The sequence below is a fragment of the uncultured Sphingomonas sp. genome, from assembly GCF_913062585.1.
GTDB lineage: Bacteria > Pseudomonadota > Alphaproteobacteria > Sphingomonadales > Sphingomonadaceae > Sphingomonas.
Genome location: NZ_CAJXWX010000022.1, coordinates 17,442 through 39,777, shown reverse-complemented (window position 1 = coordinate 39,777; position 22,336 = coordinate 17,442). Strand labels below are relative to the sequence as shown.

Sequence of the window (22,336 nt, the reverse complement as noted above, 5' to 3'; positions counted from 1 at the left end):
CATGACCATTCCCGCACCCTACCTCCTCTATCTCGGCCATTCCGATGACGAGATCGGCCTGAAGACATCGCGCGGCCTTGCCGCCTTTCGCGGCGACGATTGTGTGGGCGAGTGGCGGCACGACGACTGTCCGTTCACGCTGGGCCTGCCCCGTATGGATGCGGCTGCGGCGCGCGCCGCCGGGGCGCGGACGGTGGTGCTGGGCATCGCCAATCCGGGGGGGCGTTTCCCCGACTGGATGATCGGCGATGCGCTGGCCGCGATCCGCGCCGGGCTGAACATCGCCTGTGGACTGCACGAGCGGCTGCGCGACGTGCCCGAACTGGTCGCGGCGGCGGCGGAGGCGGGCGTCACCCTGTTCGACGTGCGCGACGCGCCCGAGACGCTGCCGGTCGGCAATGGTCGGCGGCGTGCGGGCAAGCGGCTGCTGACCGTCGGCACCGATTGTTCGGTCGGCAAGATGTACGCCACGCTCTGCCTGCGCGATGCGCTGCGCGCGCGGGGGCTGGTCGCCGATTTCCGGGCGACGGGCCAGACCGGCATCCTGATCGCCGGCGAGGGCGTGCCGCTCGACGCGGTGGTCGCCGACTTCATCGCGGGTGCGATCGAGACGCTGGCCCCGGCGCGCACGGACGAGGGCTGGGACTTGGTCGAGGGGCAGGGGTCGCTGTTCCATCCCGCCTTTGCCGGGGTGTCGACCGGACTGCTCCACGGCGCGCAGCCGACCGCGCTGGTGATGTGCCACGATCCGCTGCGCCCGCATATGCGCGGCCTGCCGCATTTCCCGGTGCCGGGCCTGGCCGAGTGCCTGGACGCCAATCTGCGCGTTGCCCGGCTGACCAGCCCGGACGTCCGCGCGGTCGGCGTGGCGCTGAACACCGTCAAGCTCGACGAGGCCGCTGCCCGGCGTCTGTGTGCCGAGACCGAGGATGCGCTGGGCCTGCCCTGCACCGATCCCTATCGCTTCGGGGCCGAGGCGATCATCGACTTTCTGCTGGAGACGCCATGCGACGCATCCTCGCCGTTCGTCACGACCCTTTCCCGCTAAGGACGCCGTTCCGCATCGCACGCGGGGTGAAGACGACCGCCGATGTGGTGACGGTGACGATCCGCGAGGGCGACGCGCAAGGATGGGGCGAGGGCGTGCCCTATCCCCGCTATGGCGAGACGATCGCGGCGGGGATCGCGGCGATCGAGGCGGTCCGCGACCTGATCGAGGGCGGCGCGACGCGAGCGGACATCGCCCGCGCGATGCCGGCGGGGGCCGCGCGCAACGCGGTGGATTGCGCGCTCTGGGACCTGGAGGCGCGGCTGGCCGGGACCAGCGTCGCGGCGTTGGCGGGCGTCCCGCCGGTGGCGGCGCTGGCTTCCGCGATCACCATCGGTATCGACACGCCACAGGCCATGGCGGAGGTCGCCCGCACGGTGGCGCAGGTGCCGCTGCTCAAGATCAAGGTGGATCGCGAGGGCGCGGCCGAACAGATCGCGGCGGTCCGTGCGGTCGCGCCCACGCCCCGGCTGATCGTCGACCCCAATGAAAGCTGGCGGGTGGCGGACATCGCCGACCGCTTGCCCATGCTGCTGGCCCAGCGCGTCGATCTGCTGGAACAGCCGGTGCCCGCTGGCGAGGATGAGGGGCTGGCCGATCTGGCAGGCACGATCCCGATCTGCGCCGACGAGGCAATGCACACCCGCACCGATCTCGACCGGCTGGCCGGACGCTATAGCCATGTCAACGTCAAGCTCGACAAGACGGGCGGCTTGACCGAAGCATTGGCGCTGGCGGCAGAGGCAAGGGCGCGGGGGTTCGGCGTGATGGTGGGGTGCATGGTGTGTTCGTCGCTGGGGATCGCGCCCGCGATGCTGGTGGCGGGGGGCGCGGACTTTGTCGATCTGGACGGCCCGCTATGGCTGGCGGCCGATCGCCCCGGCGGCGCGCGGGACGATGGCGGCATCCTGACCGCGCCCGGTCCCGGCTTTTGGGGAACGCCCGCTTGCGCCTGATCCGGGGCTGGTTCGCCATTCCGTTGTGGCAGCGGGTGGTCGGCGGGTTGGTGCTGGGCATCGCGCTCGGGCTGTTCTGGCCCGAGGGGGCCGGGGCGATCCGGCTGGTCGGCGAGCTGTTCGTCCGCCTCATCAAGATGCTGGTGGTGCCGGTGGTGCTGGTCACCATCGCGGGCGGGATCGCGACGCTGGGCGATCCGCGGCGGCTGGGGTCGATCGGTCTGCGCACGGTGGGGTTGTTCGCCGCGACCACGCTGGTCGCCGTGTCGATCGGCATGGCGATGGGCCTGGCCTTGCACCCCGGCGCGGCGATGAAGCTGGCGGGCGTGGTGCCCCATCCGCTGGGGCCGCCGGTGACGCCCGCCGACCAGCTATTGTCGATCGTGCCGGTCAACATCGTCGAGGCGCTGGGGCGCGGCGACATGCTCGCCATCATCTTCGTCGCCGTGCTGCTCGGCACCGGCAGCGTGATGGCTGGCGAGCCGGGGCGGCCGGTCGTCGCCCTGCTCCAGGGACTGTCGGCGGTGCTGCTGCATATCGTGCGCGCCGTGATGGAGGTGACGCCGTTCGGCGTGCTGGCGCTGATCGCCCAGGCGGTGGCGGTCAATGGCGCGGCGGTGTTCGTCCATGTCGGCTGGCTGGCGCTGGCGGTCGTGCTGGCGTCGCTGGTGCAGATGCTGGTCGTCCATGCCGCGCTGGTCGGGCTGGTCGCACGATTGCCGGTAGTGCGGTTCTTTCGCGGCATTGTCGATGCGCTGGTCGTCGCCTTTTCGACGGCCTCGTCCTCGGCGACGCTGCCGGTCGCGCTCCGGGTGGCGCAGGACAATCTGGGCGTGTCGCGCGGTGTCGCATCGACCGTGCTGCCGCTGGGCGCGTCGATCGGCAAGGACGGCACGGCCATGTATGTCGGGCTGCTCGGCCAGTTCGCGTTGCAGGCGCTGGGCATCGTGCCCGATGCGACGATGCTCGTCACGATGCTGCTGACCGGCGCGCTGGCGGCCTTCGGCACGGCGCCGGTCCCGTCGGCCTCGCTGTTCATGCTGGCGGCGATGCTGTCGGCGGTAGGGGTGGGGGCTGAGCAGACCGCGCTGGTCGTTGGGCTGGTCCTGCCCTTCGACCGGTTGCTCGACATGACGCGTACCGTGCCGTCCGCCTCCGCCAATCTTGTGGTCGCCACGCTGGTCGCGCGCGGCGAGGGCGAGCTGGATGCGGCGCGCTTTCGCGGGGCGGTGGTGGAATAGGGGCGGGGGCGTTAGGCTGTATCGATGAACCTCCGCCATATCGAGATTTTCCACGCCGTCTATGTGAACGGTTCGGTCTCCGCCGCGGCCCGGGCGCTCAACGTGTCGCAGCCTTCGGTGTCCAAGACGCTCCGCCATGCCGAGAGCCTGTTGGGGTTCGAGCTGTTCCAGCGCTCGAACGGCCGGCTGCTGCCGACCGAGGACGCCCATGCGCTGTTCGCCGACGTCGCCGATATTCAGGAGCGGGTGCGCGCGCTGCGCGAGGCGGGGCGCAACCTGCGGCTGGGCACAGGCACGACGTTGCGCATCTCCGCCTTGCCTAGCCTTGCGCTCGGCGTGCTGCCCGATGCGGTGTCGCGGTTCCTGGCGAAGCGCCCCGATGTCCGCTTCGACCTGCAGACGGTGCATCACGACGATCTGCTGCGCAAACTCTATGAGCGCGAAAGCGACATCGCCATCGCCAGCGAGCCGCCGCGCGGCGTCGCGCTGACCCATGACTGGCTGGGCGAGGGCGAGATGGTCGTGCTCTACCGCGAACGCGACATGCCCGATGCGCCGCCACGGCTGGAATTGTCGCAACTGGTCGGGCGGCCGCTGATCTCGCTGAAGGGCAGCGGCCCGATCGGCAAGCTGCTGTCCGAAGAGATCGACCGGCACGACCTGGTGCTTGACGAGATCGTGGTGGCGCGCACCTTCTACATTGCCGCCGCGCTGGTCCGTGCAGGCGTGGGACTGGCGATCGTCGACAATTTCACGGCCGCGGCGTCGATGGTGCCGGGGCTGGCGATGCGGCCGCTTCGCCCGTCGATCACCTTCGACGTCCATGCCATCCACCTGCTTGACCGGCCGCCCTCGATGCTGGCCGCCGAGTTCCTGACCCTGCTGAGCGAAGAGATCGAACGCCGATGATGGGGAGCCTGTTGCTGCCGCTATTGCTGGCGGGCGCGCCGGTCGAGGCCCCGCTGCCGCCCGCCGTCGCGGAGGCGCTGGCCAAGGCACCGCCGGGCACCCGCATCGGGCTGGTGGTGGTCGATCCGGAGGGGCGCGAGATCGTCGCGCTGCGCCCCGACGAGCGCTTCATCCCCGCGTCCAACACCAAGCTGTTCACCACCGCCGCCGCCTTCGCGACGCTGGACGTGGCGAGCCCGGATATGCGGGGTGGGGCGACGGTGCGGCTGGAGGGGCAGGGGACGCCGACGGTGATCCTGGCCGGGCATGGCGATGCCCGCCTGTCCTCCGCCCCCGATTGCCGCGTCGATTGCCTGGGCGAGCTGGCGGCGGCGGTCGCCCGGCGGACGGGGGTCGTGGGCGATGTGGTCGGCGACGACACCGCCTTTCCCGACGAGCGATGGCCGCAGGGGATGAGCTGGAACAATATGGACGGCGCCTATGGCACCGGCATCTCGGCGCTGACGCTGGACGACAATGTCGCGACGCTGACCGTGACGCCCGCGACGCCGGGTGCGCCGCCACGGGTGGTCGGCGATGGCTATTACCGGATCGGCAATGCCGCAACGACCGGCGAGGCGGGGAGCGCCAAGACGCTGTCGGTCGAGCGTATGCCGGGTAGCGATCTGCTGCGCCTGACCGGCAGCCTCGCGGTCGGGGCGACGCCGGTCGTCCTGAAGCTCGGCGTCGACGATCCGGCGCACAGGGCGGCCTGGCGGTTCACGCAGTTGCTGCGGGCGGCGGGTGTGACGGTGAGGGGGCGGATCACCGTGCGTCACCGGCCGCTCAGCGAGGCGGACGATCCCGTGCGCCGTGGCGGCGTTCCGGTCGCGACGGCGGCACCCGTGCCGGTGCTGGCCAGCCTGACGCCGCCGCCCCTCGCCGAGGATCTGCACCAGACCAACAAGACGAGCCAGAATCTCCACGCAGAGCTGCTGCTGCGGCGACTGGGGGCGAGCGGCTCGGTCGCCGATGGCCATGCCGTCGTCGATGCGGTGCTGGCCCGCGCCGGCATTGCCCGCGTGACCTATGATTTTGCCGATGGCGCGGGCATGTCCAACTATAACCGGGTGACTCCGCGCACGACGGTGGCGCTGCTCCGCTGGGCCGAGACCCAGCCCTGGGGCGCGGGCTGGCGCGCGACTTTTCCCGTGGCTGCCACCGACGGCACGCTGGCGCGACGGTTCGTCGGCACCCCGCTGGCGGGGCGGCTGACGGCGAAGACCGGTACGCTCAACGCCGCCAATGCGCTGGCGGGAACGATGATCGCAGCGAGCGGTCGGACGCTGACCTTCGCGGCCTATGCCAACGACATGCCGGGTGACGCCAGCGCGACCCCGGCGATCGACGCGGCGCTGGTCGCCATCGCCGCTGCGAATTGAGCGCCCCTCCTTCGATCAGCCCCGCAGGAGCGCCAGCGAGTTGGAGGCGAGCAGGGGCGGAGCGGGCGGCTGAGCCGGGAGCGCCTTGACCAATGGTCCGGCGACCGGGCTCAGCGCGGCAAGTCCCGTGGCGGCGAGGAATCGGCGTCGCTCGATCATGGCAAGGTCTCCGCTGTCCGGGCGGGCAGGCCCGCGAGATAAAGCGCGCCGTCGAGCGCATCGCCCAGCGGTTCGCTAAGCCGGGCGACGGTGCGCGCACGCAGCCAGGGCCGCATCTTCGCCGACAGGCCGCCCAGCAGCGCGCAGCGGGGTGCGCCGCGTTCATAGATCGTCTCGATGAACCGCTCGATATGACCGGCCGCATCCTCGACGATCGAGCGGGCGATTGTATCGTCGGCTTCGGCATAGTCCATCACCAGCGGGGCGAAGCTGCCATAATCGCGCGGGGTCGCCTGATCCATCCAGGCGATGGCGCGGGCCGTGTCATGGTCGAACCGCTCGGTGACGGCGGTGCTGAGCGGCGTCGCGCGGGTCCGACCGTCCAGCGCCCGCAGCGCGTGGCGCATCGCGCTCAGGCCCAGCGCCGCGCCGCTGCCCTCGTCCGAAATGGGAAAGCCATAGCCGCCGATCCGGAAACTCTGCCCGCCCACCCGGACCTGCGCGATGCTGCCGGTGCCGATGATCAGCACGGCCCCATCGCCGCCGCCATGGGCCCCCAGATTGGCGATGACGGCATCGGTATCGAATAGCGTCGAGGCGAAGGGAAAGGCAAAGCCCTCCAGCGCCGCCCGCACGCCGGGCCGGGAGATGCCCGCAATGCCCATCGCCGCCCGGACGCTCGCCAACTGCGCCGCGTCCAGCCCGGCCGCGTGCACCGTGTCCTCCGTCAGCTGGCGGAGCGTCGCATGGAGCGCGTCCAGCCCCAGTCCGGCATTGGCGGGACCGGCCTGGGCACCGGCCAGCACCCGGCCCGTGCCGTCGACCAGACGGCAACGGCTGGTGCTGCCGCCCGCATCCACGCCCAGAAAGAACTGCGTCATTGCGTCTGCACCTCTTCCAGCGTGGTGCGGAAGCGGCCGTCCAGCCAGTCGGTGATCTCGCGCGCGGCGGGATGGTCGATCGCGCCATAGCGCTCGCGCAGCTCGGAGAAACGGGGGCCGAGATTGTCGAGCCCGGTATCCTGAAGCGGCAGGATGTCGCGGCGCAATATGGTCGCGAAGTCGGCGCCCAGCACCTGGGTCGCGGCCGCCAGGAATGCCTGGCCATAGGCATAACGCTCCCCCTCGCGATAGCTGGCGGCCAGCGTCAGCGCGGGGATGCAGGACAGGAGCGGTTGCGACGCCGGGTTGATCGCATGGCCGCTGACATGGTCGCGGATCGCGGCGGGGCGGCCGGTAAAGGCGCGCAGGTGCAGATATTGCGACATGCGCACGCCGTCATTGACCGGATAATTGTCCCACAGGCACACTTTGCGGCCAAGTTCCTGCTGCACCCGTTCCAGATGCGCGACGCCGATCTCACGTGAGATCACTTCCTCGCCGGTCCAATAGACGCGCACGCTACGGTCGAGATAGCGGCCCAGCTCGCTCAGATAGGCGGGCGGCCGCTTGCCCCAGGCGCGCTCGAGAATGGGATCGTCCGAATAGAAGCTGGGGCAGAAGAAGACCTGGGTCGCGTGGCTGTTGTGCGCGCAGAAATCGACCAGTTCGGCCTGGCTCCGGGCCAGATCAGGGAGTTCGGCGGGCAGGTCGTCGAACAGGATGGCGAGGTCGTCGATGCCTAGCGCGTCGAGCTGCCGCAGCTTCTGCTTCAGGGCGGCGCGCGATTCGTCGCTGAAGGGATGGGTGCTCCCCACCGGGGTGAGCGCCACGCCGAAGCGGACGCCCAGCCGCTTGCACTCGGCGGCGAAGGCGGTGAGGGCGGCGACCTGTTCGGGCGGATGCGGCTCGCGCCAGCGGCGGCGCAGGAACGGATCGGCCTTCGGCCCGTAATGATAGAAGCGATAGCCCGCGCCTGCCAGCGTCCGCAGCACGGTCGTTCGGTCCGGCCAGCTCCAGGGCTTGCCGAAAAATCCTTCGATCACGCCCAGGTTCAGCGCCATGTCTTTTCCTTTGTCCGATCGTCGCGCAACGCCGCCACCGCCTCCCGCAACACCGTCTCGCGCAGGGCGTCGAGCGCGGGATAGGCTTCGCCGTCCGGCCGGTGGACGCGGTTGGTCAGCAGGACGACGGTCATGTCCAGCTGGGGGGAGAAGGCGAACCAGGTGCCGGTGAACCCCGAATGCCCGTAAAAGGGGGCCGCGATCCCGGCGAGCTGCGTTTTGTGGAAACCCAGCGCCTGGTCGGCATCGAAGGGCGTCTGCTCGAAGGCGGCGATCGTCCGGGCGGGCGCGAGCCGCCAGCGACCGTAGCAGCCGCCGCCCAGCAGCGCCTGCGCATAGCGGGCCAGGTCGGTCGCGGTGGAGAACAGCCCGGCATGTCCCGCCACCCCGTGCCAGCCGAGCGCCGCATTGGCATCGTTCGCCTCGCCGACCAGCATCTGGGTCCGGTATCCGGCAAAGGGCTGGGCCGGCGGGAAGGGGGCGGCGGGATAGGGCTTGCCGGTCTCCGCCATGCGCCGCTGATAGGCGTCGCCCTGCGACGTGGCGGCTGCCTTCGGGCGGACCATCGGCGAGGGTAGGAAACCGGTATCGGTCATGCCCATCGGGCGGTAGAGTTGTTCGCGGACATAGCGGTCCAGCGGCACGCCCGTGACCCGCTCGACCACGGCACCCAGCAGCATGAAGCCCAGGTCCGAATAGGCGAAACGCGCGCCCACCGGATAGCGGAGCGGCAGCGCCGCCAGATAGGCCAGTGGCTGGCCCGAAGGATCGCGATGCAGCCAGGTCGGCTGCCACTCCCACAGGCCCGCCCGGTGGGTCAGCAGCTGACGGATGGTGATGTCGGCCTTGTCGGTCCCCGCAAACGCCCGGAGCAACGTCCCCAGCCGGTCGTCCAGCGACAGCCGGCCGGTACCGACGAGATGGAGAATCGCGGCCGTGGTCGCCTCGATCTTGGTGATCGAGGCCATGTCGAACGGCGTGTCGACCCGCATTGCGCGCGGCGTGGCGAGCGGGCGCTGCGTGCCGTCCGTTGCCGTGGTCAGCGTCTGGGCATGGCCGAACGCCGCTTCATGGACGATCCGCCCGCGATGGGTGACGAGCAGCACGGCACCGGGATAGAGCGTACCGACACCGCCGCGCACCGCCGCGTCGATCGGGGCGAAGCGCGGGTCATCGGCGCGTGTGGGGCTGGCGCGCAGGACCGGGCAGGCGGCAGGCGCGGCGGAAACGGGGCCCGAGCAGATGGCGAGCCACGCGAGACACGGGGCGATGCGGGTTCGCACGGCTCGGATTTTCATGCGCTCCATCGCTCCGCCATAGCATGTCGACCGGTGGCCACCCATTCCACCATGGCGGATTGCCATAACGGTTGGCCATGGCCTTCCGGTCGGAGGTCAGAGTGGATCTACATTCCGCTACGCCTTTCCTCCCCTCGCCCCTCTCTGAGGGGAGAGGGTTGCGCAGACTTAGGCTTTGCGAAGCAAAGGCTTAGTCGGAGCTGGGTGAGGGGTGGGCGCTCGCATCTGCGAGCGCGCGAGCCTGAAGGCTCGCTCGACCCCTCATCCAAGCTGCGCTAGCCAGCAAAGCTGGCAAGCTCCGCATGAATGTCGATCCGTCCTAATCGTTCGCGCTACTCCAATGCCGGGCGCGGGGCGTGTGGCCGATCCCGGGGTTGAGCTGGTTCCGCGGGTCGATCCGGCGGTAGAAATCCGCCAGTGCGGGCGGCGCGATATAGAGATGGCCGACATTATGCTCAGCCGGATATTGCGCCCCGCGCGCGTCGAGCAGCGCCCATAGCGCATGTTCGAACGCCACGGGATCGGTGCCTTTCCGCACGATATAATCCTGGTGGAAGACGTGGCAGAAGAAATGGCCGTAATAGAGCGCGTGGATGACCTGGGCTTCCAGTGCCGGCGGCAACGTCTCGGTCCATATGTCCGCGTTGCGGGGCAGCGCGACGTCGAGTGCGACGATATCGGCGACCTTATCGGCGTGGACCGCCCGGTAACGCACCGCCGCGCCCGCCGCGACGAACCGGTGGAGGAATGCCTTGGCGCTGTCCGCCGGGCTGCATTCGAGATGGTCGCCCGCCGCGTCGCCGGGAAACAGCCGGGCGAGCAGGGCGCGGGTCTCGTCGATCTGGTCGCCCGAGACTTTCAGCATCAGGTGATGCGCAAAGCGGTCGCGATAGTCGCGCATCCAGCCGGGCAGCGGATCCGGCAGGACCCGCCCGACCGCCTGGAGCAGGCGGTCGCTCAGCCCTCGGGACAGGCGATCGGCGAGTGCGTCGAAACGGGCCTTGGCGGCAAAGAGGGCCGGCAGGCGGTCGGTGCCGAGCCGCTCGATCGCGACGAAGGTGTCGCGTCCGTAAATATCCGCCACGTCGAAGGCGGTCCGGTGCATATATTCGCCCGCGATCGGCAGCCGGTCGAAATCGCGCAGCATCGTGCGGCGCAATTCGGTAAGCCGCTCGGGCGCGTTGGTGCCGATGTAGAAGGTGGCGGTGCCCTCTTCGCGCGCGAAGGTGTCGAGGCGCACGGCGAAGACGATCAGCTTGCCCGCGCTCCCCGCCGCCTCGAACAGGCAGCGCGGGTCGGCGTTGAAGCGGGCGGGGACATGGCTGTCGATCGCCCGGACATGCTCGGCATAGCGATGGTCATGCGCCCATCGGTCGGCGGCATCGTCGATATCGGCGTCGCTGAAATCGCCGCGGTCCAGGCGCGACAGGATCGTCTCCGGCGCGTCGCCCAGCGCGATGCCCAGGTGATTGACCAGGGTCAGGCGGCCATCGGGCGCGACCGCCGCAAACAGGGCCAGCTGGGTATAGGCTGGCCCGCGCCGGACGAGCGAACCGCCCGAATTGTTGCAGATGCCGCCGACGACCGACGCACCGAAACAGGATGACCCGATCACCGAATGCGGTTCTCGCCCATAAGGCCGCAGTGCCTGTTCCAGCGCGTACAGCGTCGCGCCGGGCAGGCACACCACCTGTTCGCCCCCGCGGATCACGTTCAGCCGCGACAATCGCGTCGTGCTGATGATGACCAGGCCGCCGGGATAATCGTCGCCATCGGGCGTCGATCCGCCGGTCAGGCCGGTATTGGACGCCTGTAGCAGGATCGAGACATCGGCGGCGACACAGGCCTGTGCGACACGCCACATCTCGACCAGGCTGCCTGGCCGGACCACCGCGATCGCCGGTCCCTCGCCGGTGCGATAGCCTTTGCGAAACCGTGCCGTGGCGCGCGGCGTGGTCAGGACGTGGCGGCCACCGACCGTCGCGCGCAGCCGGGCGAGCAGCGTTGCGGTGTCGGTCGTCACCATGGCGAACCGGCGGACGTCATAACCGGAGTAAATACGACTATGCCGAACGGTACAAGTGGCCTGCTATTGGTTTGCCTGCACGTCGGCACGGGGATAGCGTATCGCATCGCATGAGGGACCATGGGATGCTGAGGATCGACGTCGCGCTCTCCGATGCCGGGGGCATGGTGAATGAGGATGCCGTCGGCCATTTCGGCGACGCGGCCTGGGTGATCGACGGCGCCACCGGCGTCGGCTCCGCCTTGCTGGACGCGCCCAGCGACGCGGCATGGCTGGCGCAGACCGCGAACCGGCTGATCGCCGAAGCCCTTGCCGACGATCCGGAACGGTCCACGATCGAGATGCTGCGCGATGTCATGACGCGCTGTGCCGCCGCGCTCGCGGATGCGCAGGTCCGCGCCGCCGATGGCGCACATGAACTGCCCTCGGCGGCCTTTGCCATGGTTCGCCTGCGCGGCGATGTCGCCGAGATCACCGCGCTGGCCGACTGCCGCGTGGCGGCGGTGGACGAGACCGGGGACGCGCGGCTTTTCGGAACCTACGCGCTCGACGCCGTAGAGTCGCGGACGTTGGCCGCGGTGAAGGCGATCCGCGAAGAGGAGCCCGACATCGACGCCGAGGCGCTCAAGCGTCGCCTGTTGCCGGGGCTGAGCGCCAATCGCCATCTCAAGAATCGCGACGGCGGCTATTGGGTTCTGGGTGCCGAGCCCGCTGCCGCCGACCATGTCTGGCAGGCGAGCGTGCCGCTCCGTCCCGGCCAGCGCTTCGCCATCGCCAGCGACGGTTTCCTGCGGCTCGTCGAACTGTTCGGGACGGCGACGCCCGCCGACCTGCTGACGATCGCGACGCCGGAGGAGGGCGCCGCCTGGCTGGCGCAGTTGCGGGATCTCGAACGCCAGCCGGATTCGCTGCGGCGTCACAACCGCGTGAAGCGCCACGACGATGCCAGTCTGATCACCTGCTCCTGGGATCCGATCTGCTGATGCTCGCGAACCTGGGGATAGGACCAATGATGATACCAGATGGATCGGGGCGTGATGCGGTTCGGCGGGTCGTGCATCGGCTGATGCCCCGATGATGCTGCTCTTTTCCATGGCCGACTGGCTCGTCATCGCGGCCTATCTGCTGCTGCTGGTCGCGGGCGGATGGCTGTTGACGCCGCGCCAGACCGCATCGACGCGCGAATATTTCCTGGCGGGCGGCAACGTCCCGGCCTGGCTGGCGGCGCTGTCGGTCCTGTCCGCCACCCAGTCGGCGGCGACGTTCCTGGGCGGGCCGGACTATGGCTATCATGGCGACCTGACCTATCTCAGCGGCAATATCGGCGGCGGCCTGATCGGCGCGATCTTCGTCGCTCATGTGCTGATCCCGCGCTTCTATGCGATCCGCGCCACCACCGCCTACGAACTGCTGACCCTGCGCTTCAGCGAGCGGGCGACGCGCTGGGCGGGGGGCATGTTCCTGGTCGGGCGGGTCTTTGCCGGGGGCGCGCGCGTCTATCTCGCCGCCATCGCGCTGGCGATGGTCGTGACGGGCGGCGTCGGGGTGCAAGGCATCATGATCGCCGCCGCCGCGCTGGTGGTGGCGAGCGTGGCGTTCACCTTTGTCGGCGGCCTGAAGTCGGTGCTGTGGAACGACCTGATCCAGTTCATCGTCTATATCGGCTCGGCGGTCGCGGCGCTGGTGTTCCTGCGGCTGTCGATTCCGGCCTCGAATGCCCGGATCGTCCAGGCGCTGGCGCATACGCCGGAGGGCGTCGACAAGCTGCGGCTGTTCGACTTCTCGCTCGACCCGTCGCGGCCGTTTTCGATGCTGGCGATCGTCACCGGCCTTGCGCTGCTCTACATCGCCAATGCGGGCATGGACCAGGACACCACCCAGCGCCTGTTGTCGTGCAAGGACGCGAAGACGGGCGCGCGCAGCCTGTACCTCTCGGTGCTGGCGACGGTGCCGACCGTGGGGATGTTCATCGTCATCGGCCTGTTGCTGTACGTCTTTTATGACCGCCCCGACCTGATGGGCGGGGCCGGGGCCGTCGCGGCCAACAAGTTCGAGGGGCAGAAGATCAGCATCTTCATGCACTATATCCTGACCCAGTTGCCGGGCGGCCTGCGCGGCCTGGTGACGATCGGCATCTGCGCGGCTGCGGTGGCGACCACCAATTCCGCGCTCAACGCCATGTCGTCGGTGCTGGTGCAGGATTTCTATCGCCCCTGGCGCGATCGGCGGGGGCCGGTCGCGGAGCATCATTTCGTGCAGGCCGGGCGGGCGGGCATGGGGATCATCGGGTTCGCCATGTTCCTGATGGCGGTCCTGTCCTTCTATTGGCAGCGGCACAGCACGATGGGCCTGCTGGAGTTCGCGCTGCAAGTGATGGTGTTCAGCTATGCGGGCCTGCTGGGCGTGTATTTCACCGCCCTGTTCACCACGCGCGGCACGACCGGTTCGGCCATCGCCGCACTGCTGAGCGGCTTTCTGACGATCGTCCTTCTGCAACCGGCGATCGCGCGGGCCATCGGCCTGCCGCTGCCGCTGACCGGGCTTTCCTTTCCCTTCCAGCTTTGCCTGGGAACCGCCCTGGCGTTCCTGGTCTGCGCCGCGCCGCGAGGTGCAGGCCGCGCCGCATCGACGCTCCCATCGGAATCCATGCCATGATGAAAACCGAAACGCTCGACGCCCGGTATCTGGACCTCGACCAATGGCCGACGGAATCGGCCGTCCAGGCGATGCTGGAGGGGCAGATGGCCGCCATCGCCGCGATCCAGTCGCAGACCGCGGCGATCGCCCGGGCGGCGGAGGCGGCCGCGGCGCGGCTGGGCCAGGACGGGCGCCTGATCTATGTCGGCGCGGGCACCTCGGGCAGGCTGGCCGTGCAGGACGGCACCGAGCTGAACCCCACCTTCGGCTGGCCGACGAAGCGCCTGGTCTTCCTGATGGCGGGCGGCTTCGGGGCGCTGACCCAGGCCTTTGAGGGCGCGGAGGACGATCCCGACGCGGCGCGCGCCGATATCGAGGGCTGCGCGATCGCGCCGTGCGATGTCGTCATCGGCGTGGCGGCCAGCGGTTCGACGCCCTACACCGTGGCGGCGATCGAACATGCCCGAACGCTGGGCGCGCTGACCATCGGGATCGCCAACAATGCGGGCACGCCCCTGATCGCACGGGCCGAGCATCATGTGCTGGCCGATACGGGCAGCGAAGTGCTGGCGGGATCGACCCGGATGAAGGCGGGCACCGCGCAAAAGGCGGTGCTGAACCTGTTGTCCACCGCGCTGATGCTGCGCCTGGGCTTCGTCTATCGCGGGCGCATGGTGGCGATGCGCGTGTCCAACGCGAAACTCCTGCAACGCGGCCGCCGCATGGTCCAGGAGCTGGCGGGCGTGGAGGCCGAGGTGGCGATCTATGCGCTGGAGGTGGCGCAGAACGATATCCGCCGCGCCGTCCTCGTCGCCAGGGGGCTTCCCCTGGCCCAGGCCGATGCGCTGCTCGACGCGCAGCACGGCAGGCTGCGCGACGTGTTGCGGGCGCTGGAGGCGTGATGCGCGTCAGCGGGCGCCCTGCGGCACCTTGATCTGGAGTTCGGCCCTGGGAAAATCGACGCCATAGCCGGGGAACAGGTTCAGCAGGTCGTCGCCCAGAATGATCGACGGCCGGGGATCGTCGTCGCCGGAAATCATGACCGGGACGTTCGACAGGGCGATCTGGCCGATCGACAATTTGCCGATCCGTGCGATCCGAATTTTGCGACCCGTGGCGGAGGCGCCCCGGATCTCGCCGCCATCGGACAGGCGCGGGTCGTTCTCCGCCCAGCCGAGCAGGCGGAAGGCGGCGGCGTTGGCGATCGTCACCCCTGCGCCCGTGTCGATCAGCGCGGGGATACGCACGCCGTCCAGCGTCAGGGGAATCTCGACAAAGCCCCTATCATCGGCGTGGCCCGCGATCGTGATGAAGCCGGGGCCGGCAGCGGCGGAGGGCTCGGCGGCGATCCGCTGCGCGCTGCGGTCGATCACCAGCTTGCGCCCGGTGAAATGCTCCATCCCGATGATCCCGCGCGCATCGGTCACGCCGCCATTGGCCAGTTCGACCAGCGCGACCTGGCGCGCGTCGATCAGCGGATTGGCGATGCGCTCGACCGGGTAGAGACGGCTCTGCCCGGCGCCTGTCGCGCCCTCGACCGCGATGCCGCCCGCCAGCGGCTTGAGGGCCAGCTCCTCGGCCAGCGACCGGCTCATCAGGCTGGTCTGGGCAGCGGTGTCGATCACCATGGGAAAAGGCCCCTTGCCGTTGATCTCCACGGTCATGACCGGGCGCCCGCGCGAATCGTGAAGCAGGGGTGCCTGCTTCGACACGGACGGCGCGGCGGCGGCGGCGGGCTGGGCCTGTATCAGGGCGAGGGCGGCGATCAGCATCATCGGGTGTTCCTTCGGGGCAAAGCGGCGGGCTCAGCGCAGCGGGCGGCCATGCGCGTCCCAGACCTGCACGGGCGCCAGGCCGAGCGCACGGACCTGTGGTTCGATCACGCGCAGATCGCCGATCACGACCCAGGTCATGGCATCGGGCTGGAGAAGGCGGCGGGCGGTCGCCTGCGCATCCGCCAGGGTGACCGCGTCCAGCCGCTGGCCCAGCGTCGACGGGCGATCATAGGGCAGGGCATAGGGATCGGCGGTCTCCAGCCAGTCGAGAAAGGCCTCGTTCCGGGAGTAGCGCAGCGCGGTGGCCCGAAGCAGGCTGTCGCGCTGGCCGTTCAACTCGGCCTGGGTGATCGGTCGACTGGTTGCGAAATCGGTCAATTCACGCCGCAGCTCGGCCAGGCTGGCGGCGGTGCGATCGGCCTGCACCGTGCCCTGCGCGACGAACAGGCGGTCGCCCCTGGGCGCATCCTGAATGTTGCCGCCAAAGCCATAGCTCCACCCCTTGTCCTGGCGAAGATTGGCATTGAGCCGCCCCGATCCGATATCCGCCAGGGCCGAGACGACCAGGTTTTCGGTCGCGGAGCGGTCCTTGTCGAACGGGGAGAGGACCGTGCCCATGACGATGCTGCTCTGGGGGGCACCCGGCGCATCGACCAGAATGAGGCGCGGGCTGGACGCTTGCGAAGCGCCCAGCGGCGGCAGCGGAGGCGGCGGCGATGCCGGGCCGCCCCAGCCGCCGAAATAGCGGTCCGCCAGGGCCTTGGCGCGCTCCGGCGAGACGTCGCCGACGATGTAGAGGGTCGCCTGGCCCGGCGTCATATGGTTGGCATGGAACGCCGCCAGCGACGCACGCGACACCGCTTCGACATCGTCACGCGTGGCGATATGTCCGCGCGCCTCGCCATCGCCCCAGATCGCCCGCCGCAACAGGCCGACCCCGCTCGCAAAGGGATTGCGGTCGGCCGCGTCGATGTCGTGCAGGGCATTCGCCTTGGCCTCGTCCAAGGCGGCCTGCGGATAGGTCGGATGGCGGACCATGTCGGCGATGACCGCGAAGGATTCGTCCAGACGCGCGTTCGCCACGCTCCAGCGTATCGCCTCGTTCCACGGGTCTTGCTTCAACCCCATGCGAACGCCCAACCGTGAAAGCCGTTGTTGGACGTCATCGCCCGGCGCCGTGCCGGTCCCTGCGCTCAACAGGTCCAGCGCCCATGCCGCCGTCTGGGGCGACACGCGCGGATCGCTCAGCGCACCGCTGGCGAATTGCAGGCTCATATCGACCGTCGCCGTGCCCGGCCGCCGTGCCACCACCAGCTTCATCCCGTTGGGCAGCATGGACGTGGAGACCGGCGGAAAGGCGATCTGCGTCTTGAACGGGCCGGGCGTCGGCATTTGGCTTCGGTCGACGTCGTCGGGCGCGGGTGTCCGCGCGGGCGTGGGTAAAGTCACGAGTTCATAATAAGGGCGGCCGAGATACCGGGCGGCGACCGCGCGCACGTCGGCGGGGCTGACGCCGGTGATCCAGTCGCGCTGTCGCAGGAAATAGGTCGGGTCGCCGTGCGCGACCTCTCCTTCGCCCAATCGGTTGCCGACCGTGGCGGGATCGTCCAGCGAGCGGAGAACGGCGTCGTCGGTCGCCGCGACGATGCTCTGCAACCGCGCCGCGGGCGGCCCCTTGGCGGCGAAATCCGCCAGTGCCGCGTCGAGCGCCCGGTCCCCCTCTTCGGGCGAGACACCGGGGCGCAGGTCCATCGCGACGGTCAGCACGCTGCCCAGTTCGTTCTCGTTGACCATGGCGGACACGCCGGTCGCGACCTTCGCTTCGGTGACGAGGGCGTGGACCAGCGGTGCGTCCTTGGGACCGGTCATCGCGCGGGCGGCGAGCTGCAACATGGTCGTATCGCGTGGCGCGCCGTTCGGGATGGACCAGTTGCGCGACACATTGGCATGGGTGAAGCCGCCATAGAGGACGTCGCGGCGCGTCTCGGTCCAGGACGGGGCCCATTGCAGCGAGCGGCTGATGGGCGCGCCGGTGCGGATCGCACCGAAATAGCGAGCGACCTTCGCGCGCGCAGTGGCCATGTCGATATCGCCCGACAGGACCAGAACGGCATTGCCCGCGCCATAATGGCTCTGGAACCACGCCTTCACATCGTCCAGCGTCGCGCCTTCGATGTCCTGCGTCGATCCGATGGTGGGATGGGCATAGGGATGGTCGGGGGGATAGAAGGCGCCGAGGAAATGCCGCGACGCCATTTCCTCGGCTCGCAATTCGCCCTGTCGCTTTTCGTTCAGCACCACGCGGCGCTGTTCGTCGAGCAGTTGCTGGGTGATGCCGCCGTCGAGATAGCCCATGCGATCGGACTCCATCCACAGGATCGCATCGAGCGCGTTCGTCGGCACCGTTTCGAAATAGGCGGTGTTGTCCATCCGCGTGATGCCGTTGGCGTTGACTCCGCCGATTGCCTTGAGCGCCGCCATATATTCCTGCGGCCGGTGCGCCGTGCTCTGGAACATCAGATGCTCGAACAGATGGGCAAAGCCCGTCTTGCCCGGCGGTTCGTCGCGCGAGCCGGTGCGGTACCAGGTGCCGACGAAGATCGACGGGCTGCTATGGTCGGTATGGACCAGCACGGTCAGGCCGTTGGGCAGGCTGAAGCGCTCGAACGGGACGGACGCGGTCTGCTGGGCAGGGGCGGTGGAGCTTTCCCGTCCCAGCGCCATGCGGGGCAGGCCGATCACCGCACTGGCGAGCAACAGGGACAGAAGGGCGCGTTTGCCGGATGTCACGTGGGCGTTTCCATGGCGGCGCTATGCCGACAGGGGCGCAGGAACCATGTTTTGCTTGCATCAGCCTTGCAGCGGCCCGACGCGGAGCAGATGGGATCGCGCGATGCTTTTTACGGAGCCGTCCGACCGGTGCAGCAAGGTTGGTGCAAGCCAGCGGCGCTAGACCCCGACGCTGGCCTCAGGCGGAACGCATCGGGGCGGGGACACGGATGAACGCGGGATCGCACGGGCTGCTGGAACAGCGGCTCGACAGGCTGGAGGAGCGGGGACGCGCGGTACTGACCGCAGCGGCGCGCGATGCCGCTTGGCGTCGGGCGATCCATGTCGCCGCGCGGGCCTCGGTCGTGGTGCCTGTCCTGTGGCTGGTCGTGGCGCTGTTCCGGCCCGTGCCGCTCCTTTTCGCGATCCTGTCGGCCATTCTGGTTCCGATGGCCTTGCTGGCCCTGGTGTTCGCGCGACTGATGGCACGGCACCGCGTCGCGCGCGGCGAGGCGCTGGCGCTGGTCGATCGTTCGCTGGCGCTGAAAGACCGCTCGGTCATCGCCGCCGAGTTTTTGTCCGGCGATGCATCGGATGGCTTCAGGCAGGCTGCGTTGCAGGAAGCCGCGCCATGGCTCGATCGGGCGGTCTCGACCCCGGTCGCGGCGGTCGGTGGCGCGAAGGCAGCTTTCCGCCATGGCTGGGCATGGCCGCTGGCCGCCCTGGCGATCCTGGCGCTGGCCGTGGTCCTCCAGCCTGCGCGGCAGGGCGGCGAGGGCTCGGGCGAGCGACCCTATCTGGCCAGCGTCGCGGCGGCTCTGGGCGTGGGACCATCGGGTAGCAATGCCGTCGATCGGGGCAAGGCGGTTGCCGATCGGCAGGGCGCTGGCACGGCGGGGGCTGCCGCAGGTACGGGCGCGCGTGCGGGGCTGGCGGCCGGAGCGTCGGCGGGGCGCGCCGGGGAACCGGGCATGGCCGGTCCGACGACGGGCGCCGCCGGCCCGGCCGGCCCCCCCAAGACAGGCGGCGGCAGCGGACCCTCGCCGTCCTCGGCGGCCGGTGTGCAGAATATGGCGGCGGGCGGTCGCATGGATGGTGGCGCCCAGGGCGAGCCTTCGCCGCGCGATGCCAGCGATGGGCAGCGGGGCCTGCAAAAGGGCGAGGCGACGAATGCCGCCTCCGCCGCTGGCGAAACCCGTGCCACGTCACCGCGCGGCGCGCAGGGCGGCGCGGCGGCCCTGTCCTCGCCCAGCGCATCGCCGCCGCCCGGCACGCCCGGCGGAAATCAGGATCCGCAAGGGTCGGGCGCGCGTCATCGCCAGCCTTCGGGCGACCAGTCGCAAGGGTCGGGCAGTTCGGGGCGCGCCAGCAATAACGGGCAACAAGGCTCCAATCGCGGCGACGGCCAGGAAGGGACCAAGCGCGCGCGGGGCTCGTCCTCGCTCCTGCTGGCGGTGCCGATGGAAGACCGCGTGATCGGTACGGTCAATGCAGGGGCGGTCAGCAGCACGACGCGGACCGCGCCGCCGCGTGCCATGGCCTCGGGCGTGGTCGCGGCGGGCGGGCGCGGGACGGGGCAGGGCCCGGCCGCGCAACTGCCCCAGCGCACGCGCAGCGCGCAGGAGGACCGCCTGCTCGAGGCCTATTTCCGTCGTGCGGGGGTGGGCCGATGAACCCCGCCGCCGCACCCGGTTTCGAGGAGCTGTTCGATCCCGCCTTCCTGGCGCGGCTGAATGCCCTGACCCTGCGGATCGGGACCGCGCAGAAGGGCGGGCGACTGGCCGACCAGCGTACCCCGGCGCGCGGCCAGGGATCGGATTTCGCCGATTTCAAACCCTATGTCGCGGGCGACGATCTGCGCACGATCGACTGGAACATCTATCGCCGGCTGGGCAAGGCGTTCGTGCGGGTGTTCGAGGAGCGCCAGGACCTGCCGGTCCATATCCTGCTCGACGTGTCGCACAGCATGTTCGTCGAGACGCCGCCGCGTATCGGACCGGCGATGCGCACCGTGCTGGCGCTGGCGGCGGTCGCGCTGGCGCAGCAGGATGCGGTCAGCCTGATGACGGTCGGCGACGATATGGCGACCGTCATGAAGAACGTCTCGGGCAAGGGGGGTATCGCCCGCGTGGCGCAGGTGCTGGCCGATCAGGCGGCGGGGGGGCGGACCGGCCTGGCCGCCGCGCTCGACCGGCTGGCGGCGATGCCGCTCCGGCGCGGCCTGTTGATCCTGGTGTCGGACTTTTTCGACGATGCCGGGCTGGAAGGCGTGCTCGATGCGCTGGGGCGGCTGCCGCACCGGCTGCTGCTGGTGCAGATGACCCGCACGTCGGATGCGGACCCGGCCTTGCTTGCCGATCTCGACGGCGATCTGGTCATCGAGGATGGCGAGCATGACGGTGTGGCCGTGACCGTGACGCCCGAACTGATCGCGCGTTACCAGGTCGCGTACCGCGCCTTTTCCGATGGCCTGGAGCGCTTCGCCGCGCGGCGGGGCGCCACGCTGATCCGCATGGACGCCGATCGCGACGTGCTCGACCAGCTGATGCCGATCCTCGCGTCCGGGCGGGTCTTGCCATGAGTGTCACGCAATTCGGTTGGCCCGTGACCGTCGCGGGCATGATCGCGCTGGCCGGGATCGTCTATCTGCTGCAACGGCTGCGTACCGAGCGCCGGGTGCTGCGGCTGCCCACGGCGGGGCTGTGGGCGCAGGCGATGCGCGACAGCCCCGCCCGGGTTCTGGGAGGACGGTTCCGCTACTGGCTCGCCTATCTGCTGATCCTGGCTATCGTGCTGCTGCTCTGGCTGGCGGCCGCGCATCCGCAAGCGGCTTCGAGCGCGGCGGACGGGCGGATGCAGCTATTCTACCTGGACAATTCGGCGTTGATGACGCCCGGCCGCGATCTGGCACAGGCCAAGCGCGCGCTGCTGGCCGATGTCCGTGCGACACCGGCGGACCGGCGCGCGGTGGTGCTGGGCGATGCGGTCGGCACTCGCCTGCTGGCACCGGGCGAAAGCGCTTCGCTGCTGTCCCGGCGGCTCGACATGATCGCGGCAGAGGCGCGGCCTTCGCGCTTCGGGTCCTGGCTGCGGCAGGCGGGGCGGGGACCCGCGACGATCCGCTATTATGGCGGCTGGGGAGCGGCGCGCGAGGCGGTCGGAAGCGTTAGCCCGACACTATCGGTCCGTTATGGCTATCTGGCCGACGCCGTAGCTGACAATCGGGGGATCGTGGCGTTCGGCGTGACCCCGGCCGCGTCGGGCCAGGTCGGGAAGGCCGATGCCCTCGTCACGGTCGCCGCCGCCCATGGTCCGGCACCGACCGCATCGGACCTGCGCTGGACGATGGATGGGCGCGACGTCACCCCGGCCCGGATCGAGACGCTGGGGAGCGGGCGGTTCGTCGCCCGCGATCTGGACGCGGCGGGCGGGATGCTGGGAGTGGCACTGGCGCGAGGGGATGGGTTTGCGGCCGACGACAGTGCCCGGTTGCGGCTGGCCGACCGGCGACCGCTACGGGTCGCGTTGCTCGACGGGACGCCCGCTGCCGTCCGGGCGGTCGTCGCGGCGGACCCGTCGCTGGCGGTGGTGCCCGGCGCCCAGGCGCAGGTCGTGGTGGGAAGCCCAGGCGCGGTGCGCGGCATCGACCGCCCCGCGCTGATCCTGTCCGACCCCGCATCGCAGTCCCAGGCTTTTACTTTCGCGGGGCAGGGCGAAGCGGACGGGGGCGAGGTGTCCGGACGGCTGGAGGCGCTCGGCCTCGCCCGGCTGGATGCCGGGGCGCTGGCCGATGCGCTTCATCGCCCGATCGGCGTGGACGTGCGCGATGCCCGGCGGCGCTCGGTCGGCTTATGGGCCGGAATCGTCGGCCCGGCATCGCCTTTCACGCAGAGCCCGGTCATGCCGATCTTCATCAGCCGCAGCCTCCAATGGCTGGGCGGTCGGGAAAGCTGGACATCCGTCGACCCGGCAGGCGGTTTGACCGACCGGGCGACGACGCTGGCGGCGGCGGATGGCGCGCCGCGCCCGGCGGTCGAACCGCTGGGTGGCGCATGGCCGTCGGACCTGCCGTTCCTGTTGCTGCTACTGCTCGCGGGCATCCTGCTCGGTGTCGAATGGTGGCTGGTCCAACGGCGGGTCATGGCGTGAGGACCG

At 70.0% G+C, this 22,336-nt stretch carries 18 protein-coding genes; 11 read left to right on the top strand and 7 right to left on the bottom strand.

What is annotated here, in order from left to right; genetic code table 11:
* The first annotated feature begins 1 nt into the window (after nt 1).
* Genes dgcN through dacB form a run of 5 tightly spaced genes read left to right on the top strand, consistent with a single transcriptional unit; the run spans nt 2 to nt 5,575 of the window.
* Complete coding sequence (dgcN, locus tag QZ546_RS13840; protein ID WP_294238636.1) at nt 2-1,048, top strand: N-acetyltransferase DgcN; 1,047 nt, start codon at nt 2-4, stop codon at nt 1,046-1,048.
* The gene (dgcA, locus tag QZ546_RS13835) at nt 1,006-2,004 is read left to right on the top strand and encodes an N-acetyl-D-Glu racemase DgcA (RefSeq protein ID WP_294238633.1); all 999 of its coding nucleotides are present in this window, start codon (nt 1,006-1,008) and stop codon (nt 2,002-2,004) included. Before dgcN ends, dgcA begins: the two co-directional genes overlap by 43 nt.
* The gene (locus tag QZ546_RS13830; protein ID WP_294238631.1) at nt 1,995-3,245 is read left to right on the top strand and encodes a dicarboxylate/amino acid:cation symporter; all 1,251 of its coding nucleotides are present in this window, start codon (nt 1,995-1,997) and stop codon (nt 3,243-3,245) included. The genes dgcA and QZ546_RS13830 overlap by 10 nt, the downstream gene beginning before the upstream one ends.
* Before the next feature lie 24 nt (nt 3,246-3,269).
* Entirely contained in the window at nt 3,270-4,154 is an 885-nt protein-coding gene (locus QZ546_RS13825; protein WP_294238629.1) for a LysR family transcriptional regulator, read from the top strand.
* Nucleotides 4,151-5,575: a D-alanyl-D-alanine carboxypeptidase/D-alanyl-D-alanine-endopeptidase gene (dacB, locus tag QZ546_RS13820; protein WP_294238626.1), complete on the top strand. Its 1,425-nt coding sequence runs from the start codon at nt 4,151-4,153 to the stop codon at nt 5,573-5,575. The genes QZ546_RS13825 and dacB overlap by 4 nt, the downstream gene beginning before the upstream one ends.
* A gap of 15 nt (nt 5,576-5,590) precedes the next feature.
* Here the strand turns inward: dacB and QZ546_RS13815 are convergent, their stop codons facing one another.
* The 5 genes from QZ546_RS13815 to dld form a co-directional block, all read right to left on the bottom strand.
* Nucleotides 5,591-5,734, bottom strand: coding sequence for a hypothetical protein (locus QZ546_RS13815; RefSeq protein WP_294238623.1), 144 nt, complete (start codon nt 5,732-5,734; stop codon nt 5,591-5,593).
* Nucleotides 5,731-6,615 carry a BadF/BadG/BcrA/BcrD ATPase family protein gene (locus tag QZ546_RS13810; RefSeq protein WP_294238621.1) on the bottom strand — a complete coding sequence of 295 codons (885 nt, stop codon included), beginning with the start codon at nt 6,613-6,615 and terminating at the stop codon, nt 5,731-5,733. Before QZ546_RS13810 ends, QZ546_RS13815 begins: the two co-directional genes overlap by 4 nt.
* Nucleotides 6,612-7,676 (bottom strand): beta-N-acetylglucosaminidase domain-containing protein, encoded by a 1,065-nt coding sequence (locus QZ546_RS13805; protein ID WP_294238618.1) that lies wholly within the window; start codon nt 7,674-7,676, stop codon nt 6,612-6,614. Before QZ546_RS13805 ends, QZ546_RS13810 begins: the two co-directional genes overlap by 4 nt.
* Nucleotides 7,667-8,974: a serine hydrolase gene (locus QZ546_RS13800; RefSeq protein WP_294238615.1), complete on the bottom strand. Its 1,308-nt coding sequence runs from the start codon at nt 8,972-8,974 to the stop codon at nt 7,667-7,669. Before QZ546_RS13800 ends, QZ546_RS13805 begins: the two co-directional genes overlap by 10 nt.
* Nucleotides 8,975-9,293: 319 nt before the next feature.
* Nucleotides 9,294-11,000 carry a D-lactate dehydrogenase gene (gene dld, locus QZ546_RS13795; protein ID WP_294238613.1) on the bottom strand — a complete coding sequence of 569 codons (1,707 nt, stop codon included), beginning with the start codon at nt 10,998-11,000 and terminating at the stop codon, nt 9,294-9,296.
* Between the two features lie 125 nt (nt 11,001-11,125).
* On the opposite strand from dld, the gene QZ546_RS13790 reads away from it, so the two are divergent.
* The 3 genes from QZ546_RS13790 (at nt 11,126) to QZ546_RS13780 (ending at nt 14,539) form a co-directional block, all read left to right on the top strand.
* Complete coding sequence (locus tag QZ546_RS13790) at nt 11,126-11,983, top strand: protein phosphatase 2C domain-containing protein (RefSeq protein WP_294238610.1); 858 nt, start codon at nt 11,126-11,128, stop codon at nt 11,981-11,983.
* A gap of 91 nt (nt 11,984-12,074) precedes the next feature.
* Nucleotides 12,075-13,655, top strand: coding sequence for a sodium:solute symporter (locus tag QZ546_RS13785; RefSeq protein ID WP_294238608.1), 1,581 nt, complete (start codon nt 12,075-12,077; stop codon nt 13,653-13,655).
* Nucleotides 13,655-14,539 (top strand): N-acetylmuramic acid 6-phosphate etherase, encoded by an 885-nt coding sequence (locus QZ546_RS13780; protein WP_294238683.1) that lies wholly within the window; start codon nt 13,655-13,657, stop codon nt 14,537-14,539. The genes QZ546_RS13785 and QZ546_RS13780 overlap by 1 nt, the downstream gene beginning before the upstream one ends.
* Nucleotides 14,540-14,545: 6 nt before the next feature.
* Here QZ546_RS13780 and QZ546_RS13775 read toward each other — a convergent pair whose 3' ends face one another.
* Both QZ546_RS13775 and QZ546_RS13770 read right to left on the bottom strand, forming a co-directional pair.
* Nucleotides 14,546-15,412 (bottom strand): aspartyl protease family protein, encoded by an 867-nt coding sequence (locus tag QZ546_RS13775; protein WP_294238606.1) that lies wholly within the window; start codon nt 15,410-15,412, stop codon nt 14,546-14,548.
* 30 nt (nt 15,413-15,442) lie between these two features.
* On the bottom strand, nt 15,443-18,202 hold the full coding sequence (locus QZ546_RS13770) for a pitrilysin family protein (protein ID WP_294238604.1): 2,760 nt from the start codon (nt 18,200-18,202) through the stop codon (nt 15,443-15,445).
* Between the two features lie 209 nt (nt 18,203-18,411).
* Here QZ546_RS13770 and QZ546_RS13765 point away from each other — a divergent pair, with 209 nt between their 5' ends.
* Genes QZ546_RS13765 through QZ546_RS13755 form a run of 3 tightly spaced genes read left to right on the top strand, consistent with a single transcriptional unit; the run spans nt 18,412 to nt 22,330 of the window.
* Nucleotides 18,412-19,854, top strand: a complete 1,443-nt coding sequence (locus QZ546_RS13765; protein ID WP_294238602.1) for a hypothetical protein — start codon at nt 18,412-18,414, stop codon at nt 19,852-19,854.
* On the top strand, nt 19,851-20,762 hold the full coding sequence (locus tag QZ546_RS13760) for a DUF58 domain-containing protein (protein ID WP_294238600.1): 912 nt from the start codon (nt 19,851-19,853) through the stop codon (nt 20,760-20,762). The genes QZ546_RS13765 and QZ546_RS13760 overlap by 4 nt, the downstream gene beginning before the upstream one ends.
* On the top strand, nt 20,759-22,330 hold the full coding sequence (locus tag QZ546_RS13755) for a hypothetical protein (protein ID WP_294238597.1): 1,572 nt from the start codon (nt 20,759-20,761) through the stop codon (nt 22,328-22,330). Before QZ546_RS13760 ends, QZ546_RS13755 begins: the two co-directional genes overlap by 4 nt.
* Nucleotides 22,331-22,336: the final 6 nt, after the last annotated feature.

Coding starts and splice junctions, on each gene's coding strand:
- dgcN (WP_294238636.1), top strand. CDS start 2: ATGACCATTCCCGCACCCTACCTCCTCTATCTCGGCCATTCCGATGAC.
- dgcA (WP_294238633.1), top strand. CDS start 1,006: ATGCGACGCATCCTCGCCGTTCGTCACGACCCTTTCCCGCTAAGGACG.
- QZ546_RS13825 (WP_294238629.1), top strand. CDS start 3,270: ATGAACCTCCGCCATATCGAGATTTTCCACGCCGTCTATGTGAACGGT.
- dacB (WP_294238626.1), top strand. CDS start 4,151: ATGATGGGGAGCCTGTTGCTGCCGCTATTGCTGGCGGGCGCGCCGGTC.
- QZ546_RS13815 (WP_294238623.1), bottom strand. CDS start 5,734: ATGATCGAGCGACGCCGATTCCTCGCCGCCACGGGACTTGCCGCGCTG.
- QZ546_RS13810 (WP_294238621.1), bottom strand. CDS start 6,615: ATGACGCAGTTCTTTCTGGGCGTGGATGCGGGCGGCAGCACCAGCCGT.
- QZ546_RS13805 (WP_294238618.1), bottom strand. CDS start 7,676: ATGGCGCTGAACCTGGGCGTGATCGAAGGATTTTTCGGCAAGCCCTGG.
- QZ546_RS13800 (WP_294238615.1), bottom strand. CDS start 8,974: ATGAAAATCCGAGCCGTGCGAACCCGCATCGCCCCGTGTCTCGCGTGG.
- dld (WP_294238613.1), bottom strand. CDS start 11,000: ATGGTGACGACCGACACCGCAACGCTGCTCGCCCGGCTGCGCGCGACG.
- QZ546_RS13790 (WP_294238610.1), top strand. CDS start 11,126: ATGCTGAGGATCGACGTCGCGCTCTCCGATGCCGGGGGCATGGTGAAT.
- QZ546_RS13785 (WP_294238608.1), top strand. CDS start 12,075: ATGATGCTGCTCTTTTCCATGGCCGACTGGCTCGTCATCGCGGCCTAT.
- QZ546_RS13780 (WP_294238683.1), top strand. CDS start 13,655: ATGAAAACCGAAACGCTCGACGCCCGGTATCTGGACCTCGACCAATGG.
- QZ546_RS13775 (WP_294238606.1), bottom strand. CDS start 15,412: ATGATGCTGATCGCCGCCCTCGCCCTGATACAGGCCCAGCCCGCCGCC.
- QZ546_RS13765 (WP_294238602.1), top strand. CDS start 18,412: ATGAACGCGGGATCGCACGGGCTGCTGGAACAGCGGCTCGACAGGCTG.
- QZ546_RS13760 (WP_294238600.1), top strand. CDS start 19,851: ATGAACCCCGCCGCCGCACCCGGTTTCGAGGAGCTGTTCGATCCCGCC.
- QZ546_RS13755 (WP_294238597.1), top strand. CDS start 20,759: ATGAGTGTCACGCAATTCGGTTGGCCCGTGACCGTCGCGGGCATGATC.